At 63.5% G+C, this 24,443-nt stretch carries 26 protein-coding genes and 1 tRNA gene; 15 read left to right on the plus strand and 12 right to left on the minus strand.

Annotated elements, in window-relative coordinates:
• Positions 1 to 115: 115 nt before the first annotated feature.
• Complete coding sequence (locus tag ACOQFS_RS08615) at positions 116 to 409, plus strand: hypothetical protein (protein ID WP_421562481.1); 294 nt, start codon at positions 116 to 118, stop codon at positions 407 to 409.
• 58 nt (positions 410 to 467) lie between these two features.
• Positions 468 to 1,931 (plus strand): 23S rRNA (uracil(1939)-C(5))-methyltransferase RlmD, encoded by a 1,464-nt coding sequence (gene rlmD, locus ACOQFS_RS08620; protein ID WP_421562482.1) that lies wholly within the window; start codon positions 468 to 470, stop codon positions 1,929 to 1,931.
• 45 nt (positions 1,932 to 1,976) lie between these two features.
• Here rlmD and ACOQFS_RS08625 read toward each other — a convergent pair whose 3' ends face one another.
• Positions 1,977 to 2,369, minus strand: coding sequence for a hypothetical protein (locus ACOQFS_RS08625; RefSeq protein WP_421562483.1), 393 nt, complete (start codon positions 2,367 to 2,369; stop codon positions 1,977 to 1,979).
• 134 nt (positions 2,370 to 2,503) lie between these two features.
• Entirely contained in the window at positions 2,504 to 3,199 is a 696-nt protein-coding gene (locus ACOQFS_RS08630; protein WP_421562502.1) for a Bax inhibitor-1/YccA family protein, read from the minus strand.
• Positions 3,200 to 3,431: 232 nt separating this feature from the next.
• Between ACOQFS_RS08630 and ACOQFS_RS08635 the strand changes: the two genes are divergently transcribed.
• A complete protein-coding gene (locus ACOQFS_RS08635) occupies positions 3,432 to 3,839 on the plus strand; it encodes a GlcG/HbpS family heme-binding protein (protein WP_421562484.1) in 408 nt (135 codons plus the stop codon).
• Between the two features lie 271 nt (positions 3,840 to 4,110).
• Here the strand turns inward: ACOQFS_RS08635 and hemP are convergent, their stop codons facing one another.
• From hemP to ACOQFS_RS08680, 9 genes are all read right to left on the minus strand, one after another.
• Entirely contained in the window at positions 4,111 to 4,332 is a 222-nt protein-coding gene (gene hemP / locus ACOQFS_RS08640; protein WP_421562485.1) for a hemin uptake protein HemP, read from the minus strand.
• A gap of 277 nt (positions 4,333 to 4,609) precedes the next feature.
• Positions 4,610 to 5,020 (minus strand): ExbD/TolR family protein, encoded by a 411-nt coding sequence (locus tag ACOQFS_RS08645; RefSeq protein WP_421562486.1) that lies wholly within the window; start codon positions 5,018 to 5,020, stop codon positions 4,610 to 4,612.
• Between the two features lie 3 nt (positions 5,021 to 5,023).
• Entirely contained in the window at positions 5,024 to 5,746 is a 723-nt protein-coding gene (locus tag ACOQFS_RS08650) for a MotA/TolQ/ExbB proton channel family protein (protein ID WP_421562487.1), read from the minus strand.
• 30 nt (positions 5,747 to 5,776) lie between these two features.
• Entirely contained in the window at positions 5,777 to 6,472 is a 696-nt protein-coding gene (locus tag ACOQFS_RS08655; protein ID WP_421562488.1) for an energy transducer TonB, read from the minus strand.
• A 100-nt stretch (positions 6,473 to 6,572) separates the two neighbouring features.
• Positions 6,573 to 6,845 (minus strand): (2Fe-2S)-binding protein, encoded by a 273-nt coding sequence (locus ACOQFS_RS08660; RefSeq protein WP_421562489.1) that lies wholly within the window; start codon positions 6,843 to 6,845, stop codon positions 6,573 to 6,575.
• Positions 6,846 to 7,035: 190 nt separating this feature from the next.
• Entirely contained in the window at positions 7,036 to 8,184 is a 1,149-nt protein-coding gene (locus tag ACOQFS_RS08665) for an alpha-hydroxy acid oxidase (RefSeq protein WP_421562490.1), read from the minus strand.
• A 120-nt stretch (positions 8,185 to 8,304) separates the two neighbouring features.
• A complete protein-coding gene (locus tag ACOQFS_RS08670) occupies positions 8,305 to 8,994 on the minus strand; it encodes a Fe2+-dependent dioxygenase (RefSeq protein ID WP_421562491.1) in 690 nt (229 codons plus the stop codon).
• A gap of 73 nt (positions 8,995 to 9,067) precedes the next feature.
• Positions 9,068 to 11,287 (minus strand): TonB-dependent receptor, encoded by a 2,220-nt coding sequence (locus tag ACOQFS_RS08675; RefSeq protein WP_421562503.1) that lies wholly within the window; start codon positions 11,285 to 11,287, stop codon positions 9,068 to 9,070.
• Between the two features lie 268 nt (positions 11,288 to 11,555).
• The gene (locus ACOQFS_RS08680; protein WP_421562492.1) at positions 11,556 to 11,888 is read right to left on the minus strand and encodes an SWIB/MDM2 domain-containing protein; all 333 of its coding nucleotides are present in this window, start codon (positions 11,886 to 11,888) and stop codon (positions 11,556 to 11,558) included.
• Positions 11,889 to 12,218: 330 nt separating this feature from the next.
• On the opposite strand from ACOQFS_RS08680, the gene rraA reads away from it, so the two are divergent.
• On the plus strand, positions 12,219 to 12,731 hold the full coding sequence (rraA, locus tag ACOQFS_RS08685) for a ribonuclease E activity regulator RraA (protein ID WP_421562493.1): 513 nt from the start codon (positions 12,219 to 12,221) through the stop codon (positions 12,729 to 12,731).
• A 54-nt stretch (positions 12,732 to 12,785) separates the two neighbouring features.
• On the opposite strand, the gene ACOQFS_RS08690 is transcribed toward rraA, so the two are convergent.
• Positions 12,786 to 13,742, minus strand: a complete 957-nt coding sequence (locus ACOQFS_RS08690; protein ID WP_421562494.1) for a DMT family transporter — start codon at positions 13,740 to 13,742, stop codon at positions 12,786 to 12,788.
• A gap of 35 nt (positions 13,743 to 13,777) precedes the next feature.
• Here ACOQFS_RS08690 and ACOQFS_RS08695 point away from each other — a divergent pair, with 35 nt between their 5' ends.
• The 11 genes from ACOQFS_RS08695 to ACOQFS_RS08745 all read left to right on the plus strand — a co-directional run bounded on the left by ACOQFS_RS08695 (position 13,778) and on the right by ACOQFS_RS08745 (position 24,328).
• On the plus strand, positions 13,778 to 14,179 hold the full coding sequence (locus tag ACOQFS_RS08695) for a gamma-glutamylcyclotransferase family protein (protein ID WP_421562495.1): 402 nt from the start codon (positions 13,778 to 13,780) through the stop codon (positions 14,177 to 14,179).
• A gap of 259 nt (positions 14,180 to 14,438) precedes the next feature.
• Entirely contained in the window at positions 14,439 to 15,770 is a 1,332-nt protein-coding gene (aceA, locus tag ACOQFS_RS08700) for an isocitrate lyase (RefSeq protein ID WP_421562496.1), read from the plus strand.
• Between the two features lie 326 nt (positions 15,771 to 16,096).
• Entirely contained in the window at positions 16,097 to 18,016 is a 1,920-nt protein-coding gene (gene thrS / locus ACOQFS_RS08705) for a threonine--tRNA ligase (protein WP_421562497.1), read from the plus strand.
• A gap of 88 nt (positions 18,017 to 18,104) precedes the next feature.
• Positions 18,105 to 18,707: a translation initiation factor IF-3 gene (gene infC, locus ACOQFS_RS08710; RefSeq protein WP_421562504.1), complete on the plus strand. Its 603-nt coding sequence runs from the start codon at positions 18,105 to 18,107 to the stop codon at positions 18,705 to 18,707.
• A 193-nt stretch (positions 18,708 to 18,900) separates the two neighbouring features.
• On the plus strand, positions 18,901 to 19,104 hold the full coding sequence (gene rpmI, locus ACOQFS_RS08715; protein ID WP_005795135.1) for a 50S ribosomal protein L35: 204 nt from the start codon (positions 18,901 to 18,903) through the stop codon (positions 19,102 to 19,104).
• Positions 19,105 to 19,129: 25 nt separating this feature from the next.
• Positions 19,130 to 19,489, plus strand: coding sequence for a 50S ribosomal protein L20 (rplT, locus tag ACOQFS_RS08720; RefSeq protein ID WP_005795139.1), 360 nt, complete (start codon positions 19,130 to 19,132; stop codon positions 19,487 to 19,489).
• A 187-nt stretch (positions 19,490 to 19,676) separates the two neighbouring features.
• Entirely contained in the window at positions 19,677 to 20,729 is a 1,053-nt protein-coding gene (gene pheS, locus ACOQFS_RS08725; RefSeq protein WP_421562498.1) for a phenylalanine--tRNA ligase subunit alpha, read from the plus strand.
• 150 nt (positions 20,730 to 20,879) lie between these two features.
• The gene (gene pheT / locus ACOQFS_RS08730; protein ID WP_421562499.1) at positions 20,880 to 23,327 is read left to right on the plus strand and encodes a phenylalanine--tRNA ligase subunit beta; all 2,448 of its coding nucleotides are present in this window, start codon (positions 20,880 to 20,882) and stop codon (positions 23,325 to 23,327) included.
• Positions 23,324 to 23,677: an integration host factor subunit alpha gene (locus tag ACOQFS_RS08735; RefSeq protein ID WP_421562500.1), complete on the plus strand. Its 354-nt coding sequence runs from the start codon at positions 23,324 to 23,326 to the stop codon at positions 23,675 to 23,677. The genes pheT and ACOQFS_RS08735 overlap by 4 nt, the downstream gene beginning before the upstream one ends.
• A 97-nt stretch (positions 23,678 to 23,774) precedes the next feature.
• Positions 23,775 to 24,221, plus strand: a complete 447-nt coding sequence (locus tag ACOQFS_RS08740; RefSeq protein ID WP_421562501.1) for a MerR family transcriptional regulator — start codon at positions 23,775 to 23,777, stop codon at positions 24,219 to 24,221.
• A gap of 30 nt (positions 24,222 to 24,251) precedes the next feature.
• Positions 24,252 to 24,328, plus strand: a tRNA-Pro gene (locus tag ACOQFS_RS08745).
• Positions 24,329 to 24,443 lie beyond the last annotated feature (115 nt).

Below are 24,443 nucleotides of genomic sequence, written 5' to 3' on the forward strand. Positions count from 1 at the left end.
AAAAGACGCCTTGCGGCCCATCCCGATCAGCACTACCACGCACTCGCGAGGGTTATGCAATACATCCCTAAGCCCGCATAATCCCAGGCAGATTTGCCCGATCGAGGAGAAGACCATGAAAGCCGTTTCCTTTGCTGCCGCAGCCCTTCTGGCTGCATGTTTCTGCCAATCGGCCGCAGCCGCATGCTATGTGGTCTATGGCCCGGACAAGGACATCGTCTACCGGGCTCCCGAGCCACCCATCGACATGTCCCGCCAGATCCACGAAACCCTGCCTCTGGTGGCGCCCGGTGCCACCATGGTTTTCACGCCCGACAACCACGGCTGCGACGTCCCCATCAACCGCCTCCCGCTCGCAGCGGCTCCAGGCTCCATGGGCAGGCGCCCGGCGCGTGCCGACCGCGGCTGAGCCGCCATCACCGCAAGGCCCCGCCGGCTGCAGCCCGTGGGCCTGAGACAATCGGGGGATGAGCGAACCCAAAGAACTATCCCCCGCGCTGGAGCCCGCCGAACTGTCCCCCCCCACCGACCTGCCCGAAGGCTGGCTGCAGGTGCAGGCCATGGACCTGGATGCCCAGGGCGTTGCACGCAAGCCCGACGGCAAGGTCGTCTTTATCGATGGCGCGCTGCCCTTCGAGCTGGTGACCGCCAACACCCACCGCAAGAAGAACAACTGGGAACAGGCCAGCCTGGTGGCCATCCACCGCGAGTCCTCGCAGCGCGTGCGCCCCGGCTGCCCGCACTTTGGCCTGCATGCAGGGGCCTGCGGCGGCTGCAAGATGCAGCACCTGCATGTGGGCGCCCAGGTGGCTGTCAAGCAGCGCGTGCTGGAAGACAACCTCTGGCACCTGGGCAAGGTCCGGCCGCAGACCATGCTGCGCCCCATCGAGGGGCCGGTTTGGGGCTATCGCTACCGCGCCCGCCTGGCCGTGCGCCACGTCATCAAGAAGGGCACGGTGCTGGTCGGCTTCCACGAACGCAAGAGCCGCTATGTGGCGGACATGGGCCAATGCCCGGTGCTGCCACCGCATGTGGACGCCATGCTCATGCCGCTGCGAGCCCTGATCGCCAGCCTGGACGCACGCGATACCTGCCCCCAGATCGAACTGGCCTGTGGCGATGAAGTGACCGCCCTGGTGCTGCGGCACCTGGAACCACTGAGCGCGGGCGACCTGGCCCGCCTGCGCGCCTTTGCGGCCGAGCACCAAGTGCAGTGGTGGCTGCAGGCCAAGGGCCCCGACACCGTGAAGCTGCTGGACGAGGGCGGCGCGCAGCTGTCGTACGCACTGCCCGACTTCGGCATCACCATGCCGTTCAAGCCCACCGACTTCACGCAGGTGAACCCGCACATCAACCGCGTGCTGGTGACCCGCGCGCTTCGCCTGCTGGATGTGCAGCCGCACGAGCGGGTGATCGACTGGTTCTGCGGCCTGGGCAATTTCACGCTGCCGCTGGCCACGCAGGCGCGCGAGGTGCTGGGCATCGAGGGCAGCGAGGCCCTGGTGGCCCGCTCGCGTGAAAATTATGCATTGAACAAGGCCCCAGCGCTTTCCCGTAAAGGCTTGTCAGCTACACAATTTGTAGCGCGCAATCTTTTCGAGATGACCCCGGCCATGCTGGTGGCCGATGGAGTCGCGGACAAATGGCTGGTGGACCCGCCCCGTGAAGGCGCCTTTGCGCTGGCCAAGGCGCTGGCCGACATCGAGCAGGCCCGCCGGGGGGCCGAGGACGCAGCGCCGCTGCCTGCCGGTGCCGAGGGCTGGACACCGCCCAAGCGCATCGTCTACGTAAGCTGCAACCCCGCCACGCTGGCGCGGGATGCGGGGCTGCTGGTGCATCTGGCGGGCTACCGATGCACGGCGGCCGGCATGGTGAACATGTTTCCCCACACCGCCCATGTGGAAAGCATGGCGGTGTTTGAGCGCGACTGAAGTACGAGGGTGGTGGGCGGCCGTGCCGCCCGTGGCAGCGCCGGGTCAGCTGCGGTTGCGGTTGCTGCCCGGCTCGCGTGTTTCGGTTTCCACGTCGGCCGATTTGCCGCTGCGCTCGGGCTTTTCGGGCTTGTCGGACTTCTCTGTCCGGGTGATCACCGAGGGAGTGCCTTCGAGCTTGTTCTCGCGCATGTAGGCATCCATGTCCTTCCATCCCGCAAAAATTGCCGCCTTGTTGGCCTTGGGGTTGAGCGTGTAGCAGTCTTCCACGCCCCTCAGCGCATGGCGGCATGCCCCGCCGATGGCCTTGGCCTCTTCTTCGCGTTGGGCGATGCGCGGGTCGGGGCCAAGGCCCGGGATCTTGTCACATGCGGTCAACAGCAGCAGGCTGGAAAGGGCCAGCACGCGCAGCGAGGGATGGGGGGAAAGGCGATACATGTAATGCCATTATCGGCAGCATGCCCGCGATGTTGAGGTTTGACCCTGCATGGCACGCAAGAAAGGAAAGAGGCTCCCGAAGGAGCCTCTTGGCGGGACGGGACGCGGGGGCGTCCGTGCGCTCGTTCAATCCATCAGTCGCGCTCGCCGCCCATGATGCCCAGCAGGGCCAGCAGACTCTGGAACACGTTGAAGATGTCCAGGTACAGGGCCAGTGTGGCGCTGATGTAGTTGGTTTCGCCGCCGTCCAGAATCTGCTTCAGGTCATACAGCATGTAGGCGCTGAAGATGCCGATGGCGGCCACCGAGATGGCCATCATGCCCACCGAAGAGCCCACGAACACATTGATGATGGCACCCACCATCAGCACCATGGCCCCGACGAACAGCCACTTGCCCATGCCCGACAGATCGCGCTTGATCACGCTGGCCAGGCTGGCCATCACGAAGAACACGCCGGCCGTGCCTGCAAAGGCGGTCATGATCAGGTCCGTGCCGTTTTTGAAGCCCAGCACCATGCCGATCAGGCGCGACAGCATCAGGCCCATGAAGAACGTGAACGCCAGCAGCACGGGCACACCGGCGGCAGAGCGCTTGGTCTTTTCGATGGCGAACATGAAGCCGAAGGCGCCGCCCAGGAAGACGATCAAGCCTACGCCGCCGCGCAGCGATTGCGTGATGCCGGTGGCCACGCCCACCCATGCACCCAGCACGGTGGGCAGCAGGCTCAGCGCCAGCAGCCAGTAAGTATTGCGAAGCACCTTGTGGCGCTCTTCCTGCGAGATGCCATAGCCCGCAGAGTGGCCCAGGGTGGTGACTTGGTCATTCATCATCTTGTGTCTCTCCTTGTTGGCCTGCACGACGCAGACACCGCAAATTCTAGGTGGTGTCGATTTTCGGTCCTGCAATAACCGTGTCCGGTCACCTACTTTTGGTAAGGATTCTTTCACCCGCAACTGCACCAAGGCAGCCCGGCGATGCCGGTATGCTCGCGGTCTCCTCGTGCCGTGCGGCCTAGCCCGCACGGCGTGTTCCTACCCTCTGACAACCGGATACCGCAGCATGAAGACGAAACACGAACTCGAACTGGCCGATGTGAAAGCCATCGCCGCCGCCGCCGAAGCCGAAGCGCTCAAGAACCAGTGGGCGGTGACCATCGCCATCGTGGACGATGGCGGGCACCTGCTGTGGCTGCAGCGCCTGGACGGGGCCGCGGCCGTGTCGTCGCACATCGCGCCGTCCAAGGCCCGCACGGCCGCATTGGGCCGTCGCGAGAGCAAGGTGTACGAAGACGTCATCAATGGCGGCCGGACCTCGTTCCTGAGCGCCCCCACCATCGACGGCCTGCTGGAAGGGGGCGTCCCCATCCTCAAAGACGGCCAGTGCCTGGGCGCCGTGGGCGTGAGTGGGGTGAAGTCCACCGAAGACGCCCAGATCGCGCGCGCGGGGATCGCAGCGCTGGGCCTGTGATTCACTTCTGTGATTTGCTATCGAAATGGTAGCTACCAGGGCATGATGGTAAAGCGCTGGGGCCGATTTTTGCTTGAATGCAGACGTTGACGCCTCCCGCGAATGCAAAAAAAGACCGGCTGCAGGCCGGTCTTTTTTTGCGTGTCGAGATCGCGAATCCTGGGGCGGCTGAGTGCGCAAAAAAAGCCTGGCTACGCGGGCAAGCCCGTTGGCTGGCAAAAACGACCCTTGCGAGCTTGTTGCAAGCCCGGGAGTCGCCCCACGATGAAACTTATTTGGTCAGGATCAGCTTGCCCAGCTTGGTGGCCTGCAAGCGATAGACGGAACCGTTGTGGCTGATGCTCACGGTCTTCTGGCCGCGCAGCAGGGCGCTGCTGTCCACCGCCGCAACCGCCTTGTCGTCCAGGCGGTGTGTGCCGCGCTCGGAACGGGGAGCAGACAGTTCGGCGGACGTGGAGCGCAGGAGCGAGGCGGCGGTGAGGGTGGCTTGCATCGATGTTTTCCGGTTGCGTTTCGTTTTGCTAATGATAACGATTCGCAATTACGAGTCAAGCCACTTGTGTGTTTCTTTTTGTTCTTTTTTGGGGGAGCGCAGTGTTTTGTACGTCCCGCAAAGCAAACGGCCCAGCTTGCCGGGGCAATCTGGGCACGGTGCGGGCGCCGGGGCGCCAAGCGGGGCGAAAGGCTGGTGCAGGGCGGCAGGGCGGCCTTGGGTGCGGCCTTGCCCCCTCGGCCCGTGGCCGAGGCGCGGGCAGGGGCCCGCGCCGCGCTCACTGCGCGGGGTCGGTCACGAAGCCGATCTTGCGCACGCCGGCGCGCTGGGCGGCGGCCATGGCCTGGGCCACGCGTTCGTAGCGCACCTCTTTGTCGCCGCGGATGTGCAGGTCGGGCTGGGGCTCCTTGGCGGCCTCGGCCTGCAGGCGGGGCACCAGTTCTTCGTCCGTCACCTGCGACTCGTTCCAGTAGTACTTGCCGTCGGCCGCGACGGACAGTCGCACGGTTTCGGGCTTCACGTTTTCGGGCAGGTTCGTGGCACGGGGCAGGTCCACGTTCACCGAGTGCTTCATCACGGGCACGGTGATGATGAAGATGATGAGCAGCACCAGCATGACGTCCACGAGGGGCGTCATGTTGATCTCGTTCATCACCTCATCGGCGTCGTCTTGCGTTCCAAAGGCCATGGTTTAGTTGCCTTTCTTGATGGGCAGGACCTTGCCTTGCTCGCCACCGGCGGCGCTCACACGGGCGCCGGTCACGAAGTAGGCGTGCAGGTCGTGCGCAAAGCTGTTGAGGCCGCCCAGGATGGACTTGTTGCCGCGCACCAGCGCGTTGTAGCCCAGCACGGCGGGAATGGCCACGGCCAGGCCCAGGGCGGTCATGATCAGCGCCTCGCCGATGGGGCCGGCCACCTTGTCGATGGTGGACTGGCCCGACATGCCGATGGCCACCAGCGCGTGGTAGATGCCCCACACGGTGCCGAAGAGGCCGATGAAGGGAGCGGTGGAGCCCACGGAGGCGAGGATGGCGAGACCCGACTGCAGGCGTGCGGTGAACTCGTCGATGCAGTTGCGCAGGCAGCGGGTCACCCAGTCGCTCACGTCCAGGCTGTCGTGCAAGTGGGCCTTGGTGTTGCGGTGGTGGGCCGTGGCCTCACGCCCTTCCAGGGCCAGGTGGCGGAAGGGGTTGGTGGGGTCGTTGCCCAGCTTGCTGAGGCCGGCGGCGAAGTCTTCGCTGTGCCAGAAGTCCTGGGCCGCGCGGGTGTGCTTCTTGAACTTCATGATGTCCAGCGCCTTGAGCAGGATGACGATCCACGAGGCCAGCGACATGGCCAGCAGGATGACGGCGACGGCGCGGGTGACGAAGTCGCCCTGGGTCCAGACGTTGGCAATGCCGAAATGCGATTCCATGAGAACTACTCCCTAAGCGGTAATGGGTGGTTATTCGAGAACAAAGTTGACGGGGACCAGGTTCCACATGGCTTCCGGCACGCCATTGCGTTTGCCGGGCACGAAGCGCCAGCGCATGACGGCTTCCTGGGCCTGTTTGTCCAGGCGGTCAAAGCCGCTGGACTTGTTGATTTCCACCTTCTGCGGCAGCCCGTCGGTGCCGATCAGGACACGCAGGACCACCTTGCCTTGCTCGCCCATGCGCTTGCTGATGGCGGGGTAGCTGGGCCTGGGGTTGTTGAGGTAGGCCGCGTCGCTGGAGGGCAGCTCGATCTTGGGGGGAGCGGGCGGCGCGGGAGGCGCGGGCGCAGGCACAGGCGCCGGGGGCGGCGCGGGGGCCTCGATGGGGGGCGCGGGTGGCTGGGGTGTGGTGATGCCCACCGGCGCATTGGGCGGGGGAGTGGGATCCGGGATGGCCACGGGCATGGGGGCCGGGCGCGGCGCGGGCCTTGGGGCCGGCTTGGGCGGCGGTGGCGGAGCCGGCGGGGGCGGTGTGATCTTGGGAGGGGCCGGTGGCGGAATGAATTCGCTGAGCAGCTCGGCCGGCACGATGACTTCGGCCGCCTTGCGTAGCAGGCCCGTCTGCAGCGCCCAGATGCCCGCCACGTGCAAAGCCACCACGGAACCCACGATCACGGCATTGCGGCTGACTCCCCCTTGAGGGGCAAAACGATCAGGGTGAGACATAAAAATGATAGCTGCCAGCGCTTGTCAGGCAAGCGCTAGCGGCCAAAAACACCAAAAATTTATTCGCGGAAGATCCACCAGGCCGAGCCTGCAACGAGGATCAGGCTGCCTGCGAGGGAAGTGAGGAGGTCCATGCCTTGCTTTCCAGAATGGAGCTGGCAAGCTGGATCGTATGCGGCGCTGCATCGTTGTGCAATGCAGCAACCGGGTGTGACGCGCTGCACTGCGCCACCACGTCGCGTGCGCAGCTTTCGCAGCAACCGCATTGGGTGGCCACGCCCAGCTCGAACTGGATTTCGTCAAAGCTCATGCCCGCGCGTGCATGGCGGGCAATCTCTCGGTCCGAAATCCGGCGGCATACACAAACGATCATGACGGCAGGCAGTGTGGCTGGCTGTTGAGGGTGCCGCGATTATAAATACGAATCCGTCGCATTTGCAATTTTCCATCGTTGCCAGCAAGGTTTAGCGCGGCGGCCGCCCTGGCCTCCCCCGCTTTGCCTCTGTTTCGTCACCCGTTCGTCCTGGTGGGACTGCCGATCAGGCTTGCGGCAGCCGGGGCGCCTAGGGGTTGGCTTCGTCTGCCGCACTCGCCAGGTCGCCGCCCAGCAAGGCCGGCGAAGCGTCCGCCAGCGTGGCGCAGCCGGTGAGGGCCATCGCGATTTCCAGCTCGTCGCGCAGCAGCCTTAGCACGTGGGCCACTCCGGCCGCCCCGGCGTGGGCCAGCCCGTATACCGCAGGGCGACCCACCAGCACGGCACTGGCGCCCAGGGCCATGGCCTTGAGCACGTCGGTGCCCCGGCGTATGCCGCCATCCACCAGCACGGGCACGGCACCGTGCACGGCCTGAACGACCCGGGGCAGGGCGGTGGCCGTGGCCGGGGCGGTGTCCAGCGTGCGCCCGCCGTGGTTGGAGACGATGAGGCCCGCAGCCCCTGCGCGCACCGCCTGGCGCGCATCGGCAGGGTGCAGCACGCCCTTGAGCAGCACGGGCAGCCGGGTGATGGACCGCAGCCACTCCACATCGTCCCAGGTGGGGGCGTGGTGCAGCAGGCCGTCAAACAGTGCGCTCTGCCCCGCGCGCAGGGGCGTGGCGGCCGGGGGTTGCAGGCCCGCCAGGTTCACGGGCTCCACGCCCGGCGGCAGCCGGAAGCCAGCGCGCCGCTCTGCATCCCGCGCGCCGCTGGTGGGGGCGTCGACGGTGAGAACCAGCGCTTCGTACCCCGCCTCTTCGGCCTGTTGCACCAGTGCCTGGGTAAAGCCCCGGTCGTGCTGCAGATACAGCTGGAACCACAGCGGGCCGCGCCCCGCATCGGCCAGCACCGCGCGGGCCACGGTCTGCAGGGGCACGCTGGACTGCGTGCTCAGCACCACGCCCGCGCCCAGCGCAGCTGCGGCATAGGCCATGGCCAGCTCGCCATCGGGATGGGCCATGCGCTGAAAGGCCACGGGGGCCAGCAAGACCGGGTGTGCCAGTGTACGGCCCAGCAGCGGCACCCGCGTGTGGCCGCCGGCCGTGCGCTGCAGCACGCGGGGCCACAGGGTCAGGGCGTCCCACGCGCTGCGGTTGCTGCGCAGGGTGATCTCATCGGCCGCGCCGCCGCTGAAGTAGGCCCAGGCGTTGTCATCCAGGTGCCCGCGGGCCCGCCGCTCATGGTCCGGCAGGCTGACCACGTCCGGCGGAATTGTCTGCAGTGAAGGGTGCGCGGCCATACCAGTTCCCGTTGTGTGCGTCCGATGGTTGAGGGTGAAGATCCCGTCGGTCGATGCTATCGAATGCCTTCCGGGATTCGGGTTCGGGTGCCGTGGACGGGGAAGGCCGCGCAGGGGCGCCTACACGTCGGCCCACATGCGCAGCAGGTTGTGGTAGCTGCCCGACAGCGCCACCACCGAGGCATCCGTCTCGCCCACCGTCTGGCGCAGCCGCAGCAGGGCCATGTCCATGTGGAACAGCAACTGCCGCTGCTCCAGCCCGCGCACCATGCTCTCCACCCAGAAAAAGCTGCTGATGCGGCGCCCGCGCGTGACCGGGGTCACCTGGTGCACCGTGCTGCTGGGGTAGAGAACCAGGTCGCCAGCGGGCAGCTTGATGCGCTTTTCGTCCAGGCCTTCGGAGATCAGCAGCTCGCCGCCGTCGTATTCATCGGGCGGCGTGAGGAACAGCGTGCACGACAGGTCGCTGCGCACCCAGCAGCCGTCGGCCTTGGAGTGCATGACGGCGGTGTCCACGTGGTTGCCGTAGAAGTTGGCGGCATCCCCGTAGTTGTTGAACAGCGGATTGAAGATGCGCCGAGGCAGTGCCGCCGAGAAGAAGTGCGCGCTACGGTTCAGCGCGGCCTTCACCCGGTCCTGCAACTGCGCGGACAGCTCGCTGCCCTGCGCAAGCTGCAGGTTGTTCTTGGCCGAGGCTGCCTGGGCCCCCGCACTGCGCGCGCCGTCCACCCACGGTGCCTGCGGGCCCAGGGCCTGCCGGAAGAAGGCGACCTCGTCCGAGGTCAGAACGTTTTCGATGTGCAGAAACATAAAAAGAAAGAGGCTGAGCCCGCGTGCCGCAGGCTCAGCCATTCAGGGGACGACAGGCGGATTGTCCGCCGGATCAGAACCGGGTCTTGATCGACACCTGCACGGCGCGTGGCGTGCCAGGCGTGTAGAAGCCGCGGTACAGGCCATCCGCATACGTGCGATCGAACAGGTTGCTCACGTTCAGCTTGAGTGTGGTCTTGTCGTCAAACGCGTATTCGGCCATGGCGTCCATCACGGCAAAGCCGCTGGCGTACACCGCACGCGAACCTTCGGGGTTCTGCTTGCTGCGGTACGTCAGGCCCGCGCCCAGGCGCAGCTTGGAGGTGACGGCATAGGTCGTCCACACGCTGCCGCTGTGCTTGGGTGTGAGGCCGGGGCGGTCGCCCTGAACCTGCGCGCCACCGCCGCTGGCAGCCAGAGCGACGTTGCTCTTGTCGATCTTGGCGGAAGGAATCCAGGTGTGGTTGAAGAACAGCTCCCACTGCGGGGTCAGGCGGCCGGCCAGGTTGAATTCCATGCCGGTGGCGTGGCGCTTGCCGGACAGCAGCTCTTGCTGGGCTGCGGTGTCGGGGTCGGTGTTGCGCTCGTTGTACTTCTCGCTGCGGAACAGGGCCACACCCAGCAGGGCGCGGCGCTCGAACAGCTCCATCTTGGTGCCGATCTCGAAGTTGCGGCTCTTCTCGGGGTCGGTGTTGGCGGTGCGGGCCGTGTTGTTGCCGGGGTTGCCAAACTGGTACGTGTCGCCCGAGGTGTTGTACGAGGTGCCGAACGATGCGTAGTACGACACCAGCTCGCTGGGCTGGAACATCAGGCCCACGCGGGGGCTGACCAGGCTGTCGGAGCGCGAATTGCTGAGCGCGCCCGTGGCATTGCGGTAGGACGCCTTGAAGTTGTCGTAGCGCAGGCCACCCACCAGCTTCAGCGTGTCGTTCAGTGCCATCGTGTCCTGGAAGTACAGGCCCAGGTTGCGCGACTTGAACGTGTTCCACTGCACGGGGGCGCGGCCGTCCGCCACCCACGCGCCGTCGTTGGGCGTGCCCACCGTGGTGGTGGGGCGGGTGGTGGTGTTGGGGTAGTTCTGGTTGCGCTTGGCATCGTCGTCGTAGTAATCGACGCCCGCCAGCACGGCGTGCTTCTTGCCGCCCCAGTTGAAGGTGTTGCTGTAGTCGCTTTGCACCTGCAGCACGTCGCTTTCACCCACACGGCCCTTGGATCCGCGCGTCAGCACGGTGTTGCCGTTGATCTGGTCCAGCGTGATGGCGCTGTTCTGAAAGCCGATGGTGCTGGCCAGCAGGTCGCGTTCGTAGGTGCCGTAGCGCAGGCGGGTGTTCAGCTCGCCGTTGTTGTCAAAGCGGTGGATGTGGCCCAGCGTCACGTGTTGCGCCGTGGTGTTGTTGTGGTCGCTGGCCAAGCCGTAGTAGTTGCGGGCGTCGAGCGGCGTGTTGATCTTGCCGTCCACGACGCGCCAGGGGTGGTTGTACAGCGGGCGGCCCTTGGATTCGAGGTAGTACAGGCCGATGGAGAACTCGTCGCGCGTGCCGATGCCCCAGGCGAACGTGGGCGCGATACCGCGCTTGTCCTGCTTGGCGCCGTAGTTGTCGAACTCCTGCACCATGGCGTTCAGGCGGAAGGCCGCGTTTTCGCCGGTCTTCCAGTTGAAATCCCCCGTGGCACGGTGGTACTGGCCGGTGCCGAAGGTGTAGCCGGCCTCGTGCTGGTCGATCAGCAGGGGGTATTTGTTGACCTGGTTGACCACGCCGCCGGTCGAGCCCTTGCCAAACAGCATGGAGGCCGAGCCCTTGAGCACTTCGACGCGGTCCAGGTTGAAGGTGTCGCGCTCGATCAGGGGCGCGTCCTTCATGCCGTCCACATAGATGTCGCCGGCCTGGCCCAGCGAGAAGCCGCGCAGGCGCACGTCTTCCTCGCCGGTTTCGCCGGACTGGAACGTCACGCCGGCCGTGTTGCGCAGCACTTCGCGGAAGTCGTCCAGGTTGCGGTCGTTCATCTGCTTTTCGGTGAACACCGTCACGGACTGGGGAATGTCCTTGATGTCCTGCTTGCCCTTGCCGACCGTGGTCTGCTTGAGCAGCAGGGTGTCCTTGCCCTGCACTTCAGCCGCCTCTTTCACGGTCACCGTCGACATGGTTGCCTCGGGCGTGCCTGTCTGGGCCATGGCACCCACCGATGCCGCCAGCATCAGGGCGCCCAGGGGCAGCAGGGCCTTTTCAGAGGTGGCACTGCGGGCGGGTGCGAGCGAGGGCGATGCGGCAGGGCTTGTGGAAGGGCGCAGCATGGAGCTGCGGCGCTGGGCGCGGGATTTGGCCAAGATGGACTCCGTCAAGGGGGTACAAGGGGGTTTTGCAAGCGGCGCGCAAGGCGCCTGGAAGCTTTCGGCAAGCAAGTGGCCCAGGAAGCCCGGGCCAGTTGTGACGTGCTGCTGAATGTTACAGCAAATAAGGGTCATTCTCATTTGCATTGAGGCGTCTTCGCCACACTTGCGCGGAACGTACGGACGAAAAAAAACCGGCAGAGCCGGTTTTTCTCGTTGAGCGGTGTGCCGCTTACTTGACGTGCTTGCCGATCAGGCCGGCCAGTTCAAACATGGACACTTGCGGCTTGCCGAACAGTTCCTTGAGCTTGGCGTCGGCGTTGATGTTGCGCTTGTTGGCGGCGTCCTGCAGGTTGTTGGCCTTGATGTAGACCCACAGCTTGCTGATGATTTCCGTGCGGGGCAGTGGTGCGGAACCCACCACGGCAGCCAGCGCGGGGCTGGGCGTGAGCGCCTTCATGAAGGCGGCGTTGGGGGTGCGCTTCTTGGCGGGGGCGGCAGTTTTTGCGGCGGGGGCCTTGGATGCGGTTGCTGTTTTTGCCGGAGCTTTTTTTGCAGTTGCCATGTTGGAAGTTCCTTATTGGAAATAAATTATGGCCAGCGAAAACAGGGCTGTCGTACTGGCAGGCCGATGCTAATAGGAAAAAATAGCGTTTCCAAGGGAGAAACGGCTTTTTTTGCCTCGATTTGTAGCGCTGGAGCCGCGCTGGGCCGCGTGGCGAGCCATGCGGCGGGCCATGTCGCGCGTGCTGCGGCGCGCCGCTCATTCGCGCTGCGCCACAATTCGGGCACAGCGGGTTGGCGCGGCATTGTGCGTGTGTCGTCCCGATGCGCTTCACCGGGGTCTGCTGCAGCAGGTCCATTCCCACTTCCCATTCCTGAAAGGTTCCGTGCTATGCCAGAGGCGTCTCCTAGCGACTTCAGCACCTGCGATTTCTGCGACATCCACAAGGGCGACGTGACCGGAGCCTTTCGGGTGCTGCCCCCAGTCTTCCGCTGCCTGGGGGGCATCTCGCGCTTCGCAGGCCCGGTGAGCACGGTGAAATGCCATGAAGACAACACGCTGGTGAAGGCGGCCGTGGACTCTCCGGGGCTGGGCCGCGTGCTGGTGGTGGATGGTGGCGGTTCGCTGCGCCGGGCCTTGGTCGGGGGCAACCTGGCTGCCGCTGCCGCGCGCAACGGTTGGGCTGGCATCGTGGTGGATGGGTGCGTGCGGGACGTGGCTGAACTTGAGGCCGCAGCCGTCGGCATCCGCGCGCTGGCGCTCATGCCGCTGCCCACGGAAAAGCGCAACGAAGGGCAGCGCGATGTGGCGGTGCAGATTCAGGGGGTGTGGGTGCGTCCCGGAGACTGGCTGTATGCAGACGCGGACGGCATCGTCGTCAGCGCGAATGCACTCACCGCCTGAGCAACCACTGCTGCAACGGCCGGGCCGGGCGTGAGGGTGCCAACGGCCCGGGCCTCAGCGGCGGCCGCGTGCGTTGCCCACGCGCAGCGCTGCGCGCGAGGGCAGGGTGGCCAGCAGCACACTCGCCAGCGCGATGGAGAACGCGACCGCCTGCAGGGTGCTGAGCGATTCGCCGAGCAGCAAGACGCCGACCAGCGCTGCCGTCACGGGAAGCATGACCGTGAACACTCCGCCTTGCGCAGCCGGCACCGTTTTCAGGCCGGTCATCCACAGCCATACCGTCCACATGCATGCGGCCAGGGCGTAGAACAGCAGCAGGGCCCACGTGGCCCATTCGACACCCGCAAAGTCAAAGTCGAGCGCCACGTACAGGCCAATCGGCGTGCTCAGCGCCAGTCCCCAGAGGTTGATGAGCGAGGTGATGCGCTTGGGCCCCAGGCTGCCGGTGAGCTTCTTGCCGATGACCGTGTAGGCGGCCTCGCAGAGCACCGCGCCGATCAGCAGCAACTGCCCCAGCCATTCAAGATTTTGACTATTTTCAGGGCTCAGCGCTTGTCCAGTATGGGTTGAGTGCTCTTGTTTTGATAGTGAAAACAAGGCGATTCCGCCCACAGCGCACGCCACCGCCAGCCAGGTGCGGGGAGGAACCTTCTCGCGCAGAAACGCCCAGCCCATCACCGCCACCGCGGCCGGGATCGCTGCCAGCGTGACGCCTGCAGAGACTGCGTCCGTGAGGCTCACGCCATAAATCATGCACAGGGTGAACAGGAAGTTGCCCAGGAACGATTCGAGAAACAAAAGGCGCCGGGTCTGCGGCGTCATCGGAGGCTCTTCGGGTGGCTTTTTGAGCCAGTGCAGCATGGCCAGCGCGCCGATCCCGAACCGCATCCAGGCCAGCAGAAACACCGGCAGCACGGCCGCGAGAGGCTTGGACAGTGCGACATAGCAGCCCACGAGTGCCATGCTGAGAGCCAGGCACAGATAGGCGAAGGGGCGATTCGGAGGGGTCACTAGACTGGGGGCTGGATACAAAACGGAGCCGCATCATGCCCGACGATTTCAGCCGTACAGCCCCAGCCCGCCACGTGTTTGTGTACGGCACATTGCGCAAGGGCTGTCTCAACGACATCACCCGTCTGGCACCCGCCCCCGTTTTCGTGGGCGAGGCGAGCGTGGCGGGGGTTCTCTACCAACTCGGGCACTACCCGGGGCTGACGCTGGGGGGCGAGGGCCGAGTGCGGGGCGAGGTCTACACCATCACGCCCGCGCTGGAAGCGGTGCTGGACGAGATCGAGGATCTGGGAGAGAACCCCACCGACGAATATGCCAAAAGGGAAATCGTGCTGGACGTGCACGGCCGCAGCCTGACTTGCCTGGTCTACGAGATCAACCCGCGGTATGTCGTTGCGGCTCCCCGCATTGCGCACGGCGACTGGTGTCGCGCTTGAAGGCGGAGATGTCATCATGCAAAAGCAGAATTTCAAATTGTGGAATGCGATAGATGTTGCATTGCCGCAAAATTTCTCGATATGAGAAATCAATTTCTGCATGGAGAAATTACGTGTTCAAGTGGTTGTTTTGAAAGGAGAAAATTTATCTCTTCTATAAGACATAAGAGCTTGCGGAAGTCTTATAGAAGACTTAAAGTTGTCTTCAAGGGCAGCACACCGCAGCCCGGCGTTTTCAACCAACCCCTGGAGTGATCTCATGCCCCAATCCCTCAACGAACAACTGAGCCGCGAACAGCAAATTGCCGCCCTGGAAAAAGACTGGGCCCAGAACCCCCGCTGGAAGGGTGTGAAGCGCGGCTACTCCGCTGCCGACGTGGTGCGTCTGCGCGGCAGCCTGCAGCCAGAGCACACGCTGGCCAAGCGCGGCGCTGAAAAGCTGTGGGAGAAGATCAACGGTGGCGCCAAGAAGGGCTACGTGAATGCCTTCGGTGCCATCTCTGCAGGCCAGGCCATGCAGCAAGCCAAGGCCGGCCTCGAAGCCGTGTACCTGTCGGGCTGGCAAGTGGCTGCCGACGGCAACACCAGCGAAACCATGTACCCCGACCAGTCGCTGTACGCGTACGACTCGGTGCCCACCATGGTTCGCCGCATCAACAACACCTTCAAGCGCGCTGACGAAATCCAGTGGGGCCGCGGCATCAACCCCGGCGACAAGGAATTCATCGACTACTTCCTGCCCATCGTGGCCGACGCAGAAGCCGGTTTCGGCGGCGTGCTGAACGCCTTCGAACTGATGAAGAACATGATCTCCGCTGGCGCAGCGGGCGTGCACTTTGAAGACCAGCTGGCCGCCGTGAAGAAGTGCGGCCACATGGGTGGCAAGGTGCTGGTGCCCACGCAGGAAGCCTGCGAGAAGCTGATTGCTGCACGCTTTGCAGCCGACGTGATGGGCGTGCCCACCATCGTGCTGGCCCGCACCGACGCAGAAGCCGCCAACCTGATCACGTCCGATCACGACGCCAACGACAAGCCTTTCCTGACCGGCGAGCGCACGCAAGAAGGCTTCTACCGCGTGAAGAATGGCCTGGAGCAAGCCATCAGCCGTGGCGTGGCCTACGCCCCGTATGCTGACCTGGTGTGGTGCGAAACCGGTGTGCCGGACATCGGCTTTGCCCGTGAGTTCGCCCAGGCCGTGCACGCTGCCTGCCCTGGCAAGCTGCTGTCGTACAACTGCTCGCCTTCGTTCAACTGGAAGAAGAACCTGGACGACAAGCAGATCGCCAAGTTCCAGCAAGACCTGTCGGACCTGGGCTACAAGTACCAGTTCATCACGCTGGCCGGCATCCACATCAACTGGTACAACACCTTCCAGTTCGCCCACGCCTACGCCCGCGGCGAAGGCATGAAGCACTACGTGGAAATGGTGCAAGAGCCTGAATTCGCAGCGCGCGACAAGGGCTACACCTTCGTGTCGCACCAGCAGGAAGTGGGCGCAGGCTACTTCGACGACGTGACCACGGTGATCCAGGGCGGTTCGTCCAGCGTGAAGGCCCTGACGGGTTCGACCGAAGAAGAGCAGTTCCACTGATCTGGGGCAGTTGCGCCACCGTGCTGTGGCGCAAAGTGCACCAAATCGAAAGCCCGGGGCAAGCGCTTTGGGCTTTTTGCGTTGTGCCAAGGTTAAAATGCAGGCAAATTCACTGCACAAGAGCGAGAAAGGCAATCTGGTTATGACACCGCGAACTACATCGGAGATGTTCACCAGCCGTTGAGGCTGATGGTTCGCGCCTGCTCGAGATTGCCCACACCTCCAACAAAGCGCGGACCTGTTCCGCGCTTTTTTGTTTTCGGGGCCTGCGCGCATCCCCATCCATCGCCCTGACCGATTCATTGAATACAGAAAGAGTTGCTCCCATGATTCACATCACGCTCCCTGACGGCTCGCAGCGCGAATTCCCTGGCCCGGTCACTGTGGCTGACGTGGCCGCATCCATTGGCGCTGGACTGGCCAAGGCCGCGCTCGCCGGCAAGATCGATGGCAAGGTGGTGGACACCAGTCACCTGATCACGTCCGACAGCCCGCTGTCCATCGTCACCGCCAAGGACGCCGACGGCCTGGAGGTCATCCGCCACTCCACGGCCCACTTGCTGGCCTATGCGGTCAAGGAGCTGTTCCCCGAGGCGCAGGTCACCATCGGCCCGGTGATTGACAACGGCTTTTATTACGACTTTTCATACAAGCGCCCCTTCACGCCCGAAGACCTTGCAGCCATCGAGAAGCGCATGGGCGAGCTGGCCGCCAAGGATGAACCTGTGGTGCGCCGGGTGCTGCCGCGCGACGAGGCGGTGACGTATTTCAAGGGCCTGGGCGAGCACTACAAGGCCGAGATCATCGCCAGCATTCCCAGCAACGAAGACGTGAGCCTTTACCGCGAGGGCAGCTTCGAAGACCTGTGCCGCGGCCCCCACGTGCCCAGCACGGGCAAGCTCAAGCATTTCAAGCTGATGAAAGTGGCCGGCGCCTACTGGCGCGGCGACCACCGCAATGAAATGCTGCAGCGCGTGTATGGCACGGCCTGGGCCAGCAAGGAAGACCTGCAGCAGTACCTGACGATGCTGGAGGAGGCGGAGAAGCGTGACCACCGCAAGCTGGGCCGCGAGCTGGACCTGTTCCACATGGACGAGCATTCGCCCGGCACGGTGTTCTGGCACCCCAAGGGCTGGGCCTTGTGGCAGGAGGTGGAGCAGTACATGCGCCGCGTGTACCGCGACAACGGCTATCAAGAAGTGAAGGGTCCGCAGATCCTGGACAAGAGTCTGTGGGAGAAGACGGGCCACTGGGACAAGTACCGCGACAACATGTTCACGACGGAATCGGAAAAGCGCGACTACGCCCTCAAGCCGATGAATTGTCCTGGCCATATCCTCATCTACAAGCAAGGCATCAAGAGCTACCGGGATCTGCCGCTGCGCTATGGCGAATTCGGTGCCTGCCACCGCAACGAGCCTACAGGGGGGCTGCATGGCATCATGCGCGTGCGCGGCTTCACGCAGGACGATGGCCACATCTTTTGCACCGAGGAGCAGGTGCAGGAGGAATGCGCCAACTACACGGCACTCGTGCAGAAGGTCTACAAGGATTTTGGCTTCACCGACATCATCTACAAGGTGGCCACGCGCCCTGAGGCCCGCATCGGAAGCGACGAGGCCTGGGACCGCGCCGAAAAGGCGTTGATGGATGGCTTGCGCCATTCGGGCTGCGAATTCGAGATCGCGGAGGGCGAGGGCGCTTTCTATGGCCCCAAGATCGAGTACACGCTCAAGGATGCGCTGGGCCGACAATGGCAGTGCGGCACGATGCAGATCGACCCGAATCTGCCCGAACGCCTGGACGCCGAATACGTGGCGGAAGACGGCAGCCGCAAGCGACCGCTGATGCTGCACCGCGCGACGGTGGGCAGCATGGAGCGCTTCATCGGGATGCTGATCGAGCACTATGCCGGTGCGTTTCCGGTGTGGCTCGCACCGGTACAGGTGTCGGTGCTCAACATCACGGACGCGCAGGCCGATTACTGTCGTGAAATTGCCGCAAAACTGCAAAAAGCACTGCCGAATCAAGACCTTAGAGTGGCGCTGGACCTGCGTAACGAAAAGATTACGTATAAAATACGCGAGCATTCGTTGCAAAAGCTGCCCTATATCCTCGTCGCGGGCGACAAGGAAAAGGCTGCCGGAGCCGTCGCAGTGCGTGGCCGGGGCAATCGAGACCTCGGCGTGATGTCTGTCGAAGCGTTCGCCGCGCTGATCAGCCAGGACATCGCCACCAAAGTCTGATTCTCTTTCGAAAACATGCTTTGGCGTATGCCAGCTGTGCGGTTGTTGCTACTAATTACGTAGTGTTTTGATTTGAAGGAACCTAGCCATCGCTACTGAATTTCGTGATCGTCGCCAGCGCGAGGAACGCAAGCATCGCCTGAACCGTGAAATCATGGCCCCGGAAGTCCGCCTTTCGGGTCCTGACAACGAGCCACTGGGCGTTGTCAGCCTGATGGAGGCCTTGCGCATGGCCGGTGAGCTGGATGTGGATCTGGTGGAGATTGCCGCCACAGCCAATCCCCCGGTGTGCCGCCTCATGGACTATGGCAAGTTCAAGTACCAGGAACAAAAGCGCGCCGCTGAAGCCAAGGCCAAACAGACGGTCATCGAGATCAAGGAAGTCAAGTTCCGTCCAGGCACAGACGATGGCGACTACAACATCAAAATGCGCAACATCCGCCGTTTTTTGGCGGATGGCGACAAGTGCAAGATCACCCTCCGGTTCCGCGGCCGCGAAATCACCCACCAGGAGTTGGGCCTCGCACTGCTGAACCGGATCCGTGATGACTTGGGCGACACCATCATCGTTGAGCAGTTTCCCAAGCTGGAAGGCCGCCAGATGATCATGATGATCGCTCCGGGCCGCAAGAAGCCCGCGTCGGCAAAGCCTGCTGCAGAAGGGGTTGCGGCTTCTGGCTCCGCCAGCTGAAGTGACCGGTTCAGTCTGGCAGATGTGAATTGAAGATTTGAGTGCCGCTCCCGCGAGGGCGCGGCACTTGAAGGTGGTGTGCGAACACCACCGAAACGAAAGGTGCGAGCCTTTCGACAAGTGGCTCGGGGCCAACAAGTTTGCAGATCGGTTTTTGCAAACGCCTCGCGAGCACAAACAAAGGAGCATTCAAATGCCCAAAATGAAGACCAAGAGCAGCGCGAAAAAGCGTTTCCGCGTTCGTCCCGGTGGCACCGTCAAGCGCGGTCAAGCCTTCAAGCGTCACATCTTGACGAAGAAGACCACCAAGAACAAGCGCCACCTGCGTGGTGCAGTGAATGTGCATGAGACCAACATGGGTTCGATCGCACAAATGCTGCCCAGCGCTGGCCTGTAATAACTGACGAACAAGGAGTACTCACATGCCTCGCGTCAAACGTGGTGTAACGGCCCGTGCCCGTCACAAGAAAGTTCTCGCCCTTGCCAAGGGCTTCCGTGGTCGCCGCGGTAACGTCTTCCGCATCGCCAAACAGGCGGTGATGAAGGCGGGGCAATATGCCTACCGCGACCGCCGCACCAAGAAGCGCGTGTTCCGCCAGTTGTGGATCGCCCGTATCAACGCCGCTGCCCGTGAACTGGGTCTGACCTACAGCCAGTTCGCCAACGGCCTGAAGAAGGCATCCATCGAGATCGACCGCAAGATGCTGGCCGACCTCGCAGTGCACGACAAGGCTGCCTTTGGCAGCATCGTGGAGCAAGTCAAGGCCAAGCTGGCTGCTTGAGTTCACGATGAGTGGCTATCGTTTTGATAGCTGCTTGCGCAATAAAAGCAAGGGCTAGGGCTTGAAAAGGCGCTAGCCCTTGTTCATTTTCACGGGTCGATAAAGAACGACTTGCGCACTACGGCGTTTGTCACCTGGAAGCGTCGTTTGTGCTTCCCCGCTGTGTGTAGGTCCTGAAAGAGTCGGTATGAACGAGTTGGATTCCCTGGTCGAGAGCGCGACGCAGTTGTTCGCACAAAGCGCCACACCTGCTGATCTGGAAAACGCGAAAGCCCAGTTTCTGGGCAAGTCTGGGCGCGTGACTGAGCTGATGAAGGGCATGGCGCAGCTGTCGGTGGAGGAGAAGAAATCCCGAGGCGCGGCCATCAACGTCGCCAAGCAGGCCATCGAATCCGCACTCACCGCCCGTCGACAGGCACTGGCCGACGCTGAGTTGCAGGCGCAACTCAAGGCCGAGGCTCTGGACGTGACCCTGCCAGGCCGCCAGCGCGGGCAGGGCGGACTGCACCCGGTGTCGCTCACGCTCGAGCGCATCGAGGGCATTTTTGGCTCCATGGGATTTGATGTGGCCCAGGGCCCCGAAATCGAGACGGACTGGTTCAACTTCACCGCGCTGAACACGCCCGAGGACCATCCCGCGCGTTCGATGCATGACACTTTCTATGTGGAGGGCGGCACGGCGACGGCCCCCAACCTACTGCGCACGCACACCAGTCCGATGCAGATCCGCCACGCCGTGCAGCACGTGAAGAAGCACCGCGCACTGCTCGATGCGGGTCAATCCATGCCCGAGATCCGCGTGATCGCGCCGGGCCGCACGTACCGCGTGGACAGCGATGCCACGCATTCGCCCATGTTCCATCAGTGCGAGGGCCTGTGGATCGGCGAGAACGTGAGCTTCAAGGATCTGAAGGTCGTGTTCACGGACTTCTGCCGCACCTTTTTTGAAAGCGACGACCTCGTGCTGCGCTTTCGCCCGAGCTTTTTCCCTTTCACGGAGCCGAGCGCTGAAATCGACATCCAGTTCCAAACCGGCCCGCTGGCGGGCCGCTGGCTGGAGGTCGCGGGGTCTGGCCAGGTTCACCCCAACGTGGTGCGCAACATGGGTCTGGACCCCGAGAAGTACATCGGCTTTGCGTTCGGCATGGGGCCTGACCGGTTGACCATGCTGCGCTATGGCGTAAATGACCTGCGCCTGTTCTTCGACGGCGATATCCGCTTCCTGTCGCAGTTCCAGTGACGCATTGGACCCAAACAGCTATGAAAAAGTGAGCTGCGAGCGCTGAATTTACGGGAATTTCCGGCAATATCGTTTTGAATCCGTTTACCGTAAAGCGCTAGCAGCTATCGTTTTAAGAGCAAACGCCCCGAGCCCAAGAGTTTCTACACCATGCAATTTCCCGAGTCCTGGTTGCGCGAATTCTGCAACCCCCCGCTGAGCACCCAAGAGCTGGCCGACACCCTCACCATGGCTGGCCTGGAGGTCGAAGAGCTGCGCCCTGTGGCACCGCCTTTTTCCAAAATCGTTGTGGGCGAGATCAAGGAAGCCGTGCAGCACCCTGACGCCGACCGCCTGCGCGTGTGCCAGGTGGATGTGGGGCAGGGGAGCCTGCTCAACATCGTGTGTGGCGCGCCCAATGCGCGCGTGGGCATCAAGGTGCCCTGCGCCCTGGTGGGCGCCCAGTTGCCGCCCGGCGATGACGGCAAGCCCTTTCTCATCAAGGTCGGCAAGCTGCGCGGCGTTGAAAGCCAGGGCATGTTGTGCTCAGCACGTGAGCTAAAACTCTCCGAAGACCATGGAGGACTGCTGGAGCTGGATGCCTCCGCTCCCGTCGGGCAGGACATTCGTGCCCACCTGAACCTCGATGACACGCTGTTCACGCTCAAGCTCACGCCCAACCTGGCGCACTGCCTGAGCGTCTACGGTATTGCGCGCGAATTGGCGGCGTTGACCGGTGCGCCGCTTCAGCAGCCATCGTTCCCGGTGGTTCAGCCCCAGCTGGACGACCGGCTGCCCGTCAAGGTCAGCGCACCCGACCTGTGCGGCCGCTTTTCGGGCCGTGTGGTGCGCAACGTCAACACGCGCGCCGCCACGCCGCAGTGGATGCTGGACCGCCTGGCCCGTTGCGGGCAGCGGGGTGTATCGCCGTTGGTGGACATTTCGAACTACGTGATGTTCGAGTTCGGCCGCCCATCGCACATTTTCGATCTCGACAAGATCCACGGCGCACTCGACGTGCGCTGGGGCCGCGCGGGGGAATCACTCAAGCTGCTCAATGGCAACACCATCACGGTGGACGACAAGGTGGGCGTGATAGCCGATGACACCCAGGTGGAGTCGCTGGCCGGCATCATGGGTGGCGATGCCACGGCCGTGTCCGACGATACGAATCACATCTACATCGAAGCCGCGTTCTGGTGGCCCAAAGCCGTGGCCGGTCGTTCGCGGCGCTACAACTTTTCGACCGACGCCGGTCACCGATTCGAGCGCGGTGTGGATCCGAGTCTCACGGTAGAACACATCGAGCGCATCACCCAGTTGGTCATCGACATCTGCGGCACGCCGGAGACAGCATGCGGCCCGATGGACGACCAGCAGGTGAATCTGCCCCAGCCCCAGCCCGTTACGCTGCGCGTGGCGCGCGCTGCCAAGGTCATTGGCATGCCCCTCACGCAGGCCCAATGTGCAGCCGCGCTGCGCGGCCTGGGCCTTGCTGTGCAGGAGGGCGACGGCACGCTGACCGTCGTGCCACCGTCGTACCGTTTCGATATCACCATCGAAGAAGACCTGATTGAAGAAGTGGCCCGGATGGTGGGCTACAACAATCTGCCCACCACGCCGCCGCTCGCGCCCATCACGCCCAAGCTGCCACCCGAGGCCACGCGCAGCCCGTTCGCCGTGCGCCGTCAGCTTGCCAGCCTGGGCTATCAGGAAACCATCAACTTCAGCTTTGTGGAGGAGCGCTGGGAGCATGAGCTGGCCGCAAACCCCACGCCCATCAAGCTGCTCAATCCCATCGCCAGCCAGATGAGCGTCATGCGCTCCACGCTGCTGGGTTCACTGCTGCAGGTGCTCAAGTTCAACCTGGACCGCAGGGCAGAGCGCGTGCGGGTCTTCGAGGTGGGCCGCGTCTTCCTGCGCGACGCCACCGTGCAGAACACCGACACCACGGTGGAAGGATTTCATCAACCCATGCGTGTCGCTGGGGTGGCCTATGGTGCCAACGACATGCTGCAGTGGGGCCGCAAGCAGCAAGCCATCGATTTCTTCGATGTCAAAGGTGATGTCGAGGCGCTGCTGGCGCCCCGAAGCGCCACGTTCGAAGCGGCCACGCACCCGGCCATGCATCCCGGCCGGTGCGCGCGCGTGCTGATGGGCGGGCGTGCCATAGGCTTCGTGGGTGAACTGCATCCCAAGTGGCGCCAGTCCTGGGATCTGCCGCAGGCGCCGGTGCTCTTCGAGCTGGAGTTGGACGGCGTGCTTCAGCGGGATGTGCCGCAATTCAGGTCGGTGGCCCGGCACCAGGCTGTGGAGCGTGACCTGGCCGTGGTCGTGGCCGAGCGGGTCACCCATGCCGACATCATGGCCGCAGTGCGCCAGGCCGTTCCGGGCGCCCTGTTGCGTGAGGCCGTGCTGTTCGATGTCTATCGGCCCAAAGCACTGCGGGCCGGCGAGGTTGCGCCCATGGGGGCGCTCGCAGCAGGCGAAAAAAGTTTGGCCGTGCGCTTGAAGCTCGGCAGTGACGAAGCCACGCTGACCGAGGCCGAGATTGAATCGGCTGTGCAGGCTGTGGTGGACAGCCTGGTGCGGCACACCGGAGCAAAGCTGCGGGCATGACGATGTTGAATGGGAGCGATGCCGTGATTGAGTTTGCAGTGGAAAGTCTGGAAACGCCGGCGCTGACCAAGGCGCTGCTCGCAGATCTCTTGTTCGACCAGATCGGCCTGAACAAGCGCGAGTCCAAGGACATGATCGACGCTTTTTTTGACCTGATCTCCCTAAGCCTTGTGGAGGGGAAAGACGTCAAGTTGTCGGGCTTTGGCAACTTCCAGATCCGCACCAAGGCGCCGCGTCCAGGCCGCAATCCGCGCACGGGCGAGGCGATTCCCATCAAGGCGCGGCGCGTGGTCACCTTTCACGCCAGCAGCAAGCTCAAAGAGCAGATTCAGGCCGCCAGTTCGGCGTGAATTTGTACCAAATTTGTGACCAAATGTGCTGCCATGTCTGGCGGGCACGTCGGCTCTGCAGTACGCTTGTGGGCTTTCCCCTCTGAGTCCGGAATTCATGGGCACCACGCTTCCTTCCATTCCCGCCAAACGGTACTTCACCATCGGTGAAGTCGCCGAGCTGTGTGGCGTCAAGCCGCATGTTTTGCGCTATTGGGAGCAGGAGTTCACACAGCTTCGACCCATGAAGCGGCGCGGTAACCGGCGCTATTACCAGCACCATGAGGTGCTGATGATCCGCCGCATCCGCGACCTGCTCTACGACCAGGGTTTCACGATCAGTGGCGCCCGCAATCGCTTGCAGGAACTGGTGCAATCCGGGCGCGACGATGATGGGGTGGACCAGGCCGCTAACTCTCTGGACGACGCCCCGGATTCTGAGCTGCCCAGCATGCTGATCGACACCGCCTATGACCTTTCCATCGGTGCTGGTGGGCGCACTCTGGACTCCAATGCAGTGCGCAAAGAATTATTTGAAATTCGTGCACTGCTTTCGGCGAACTGAGGTTTTTTCTGCATATAATCTAAGTCTTGTCGGCGTGTAGCGCAGCCTGGTAGCGCACTTGCATGGGGTGCAAGGGGTCGCGAGTTCGAATCCCGCCACGCCGACCATTAAAAGCAAAAGCCCAGAACCGAAAGGTTCTGGGCTTTTTTGCGTGCGCCCAGCATGGGCGCACTCCTACGGGTGCAAGTCCCGTCGTAAGTTGGTCACAACGAACGAAGCGAA

This window comes from Paracidovorax sp. MALMAid1276, from assembly GCF_049198005.1.
GTDB lineage: Bacteria > Pseudomonadota > Gammaproteobacteria > Burkholderiales > Burkholderiaceae_C > Acidovorax.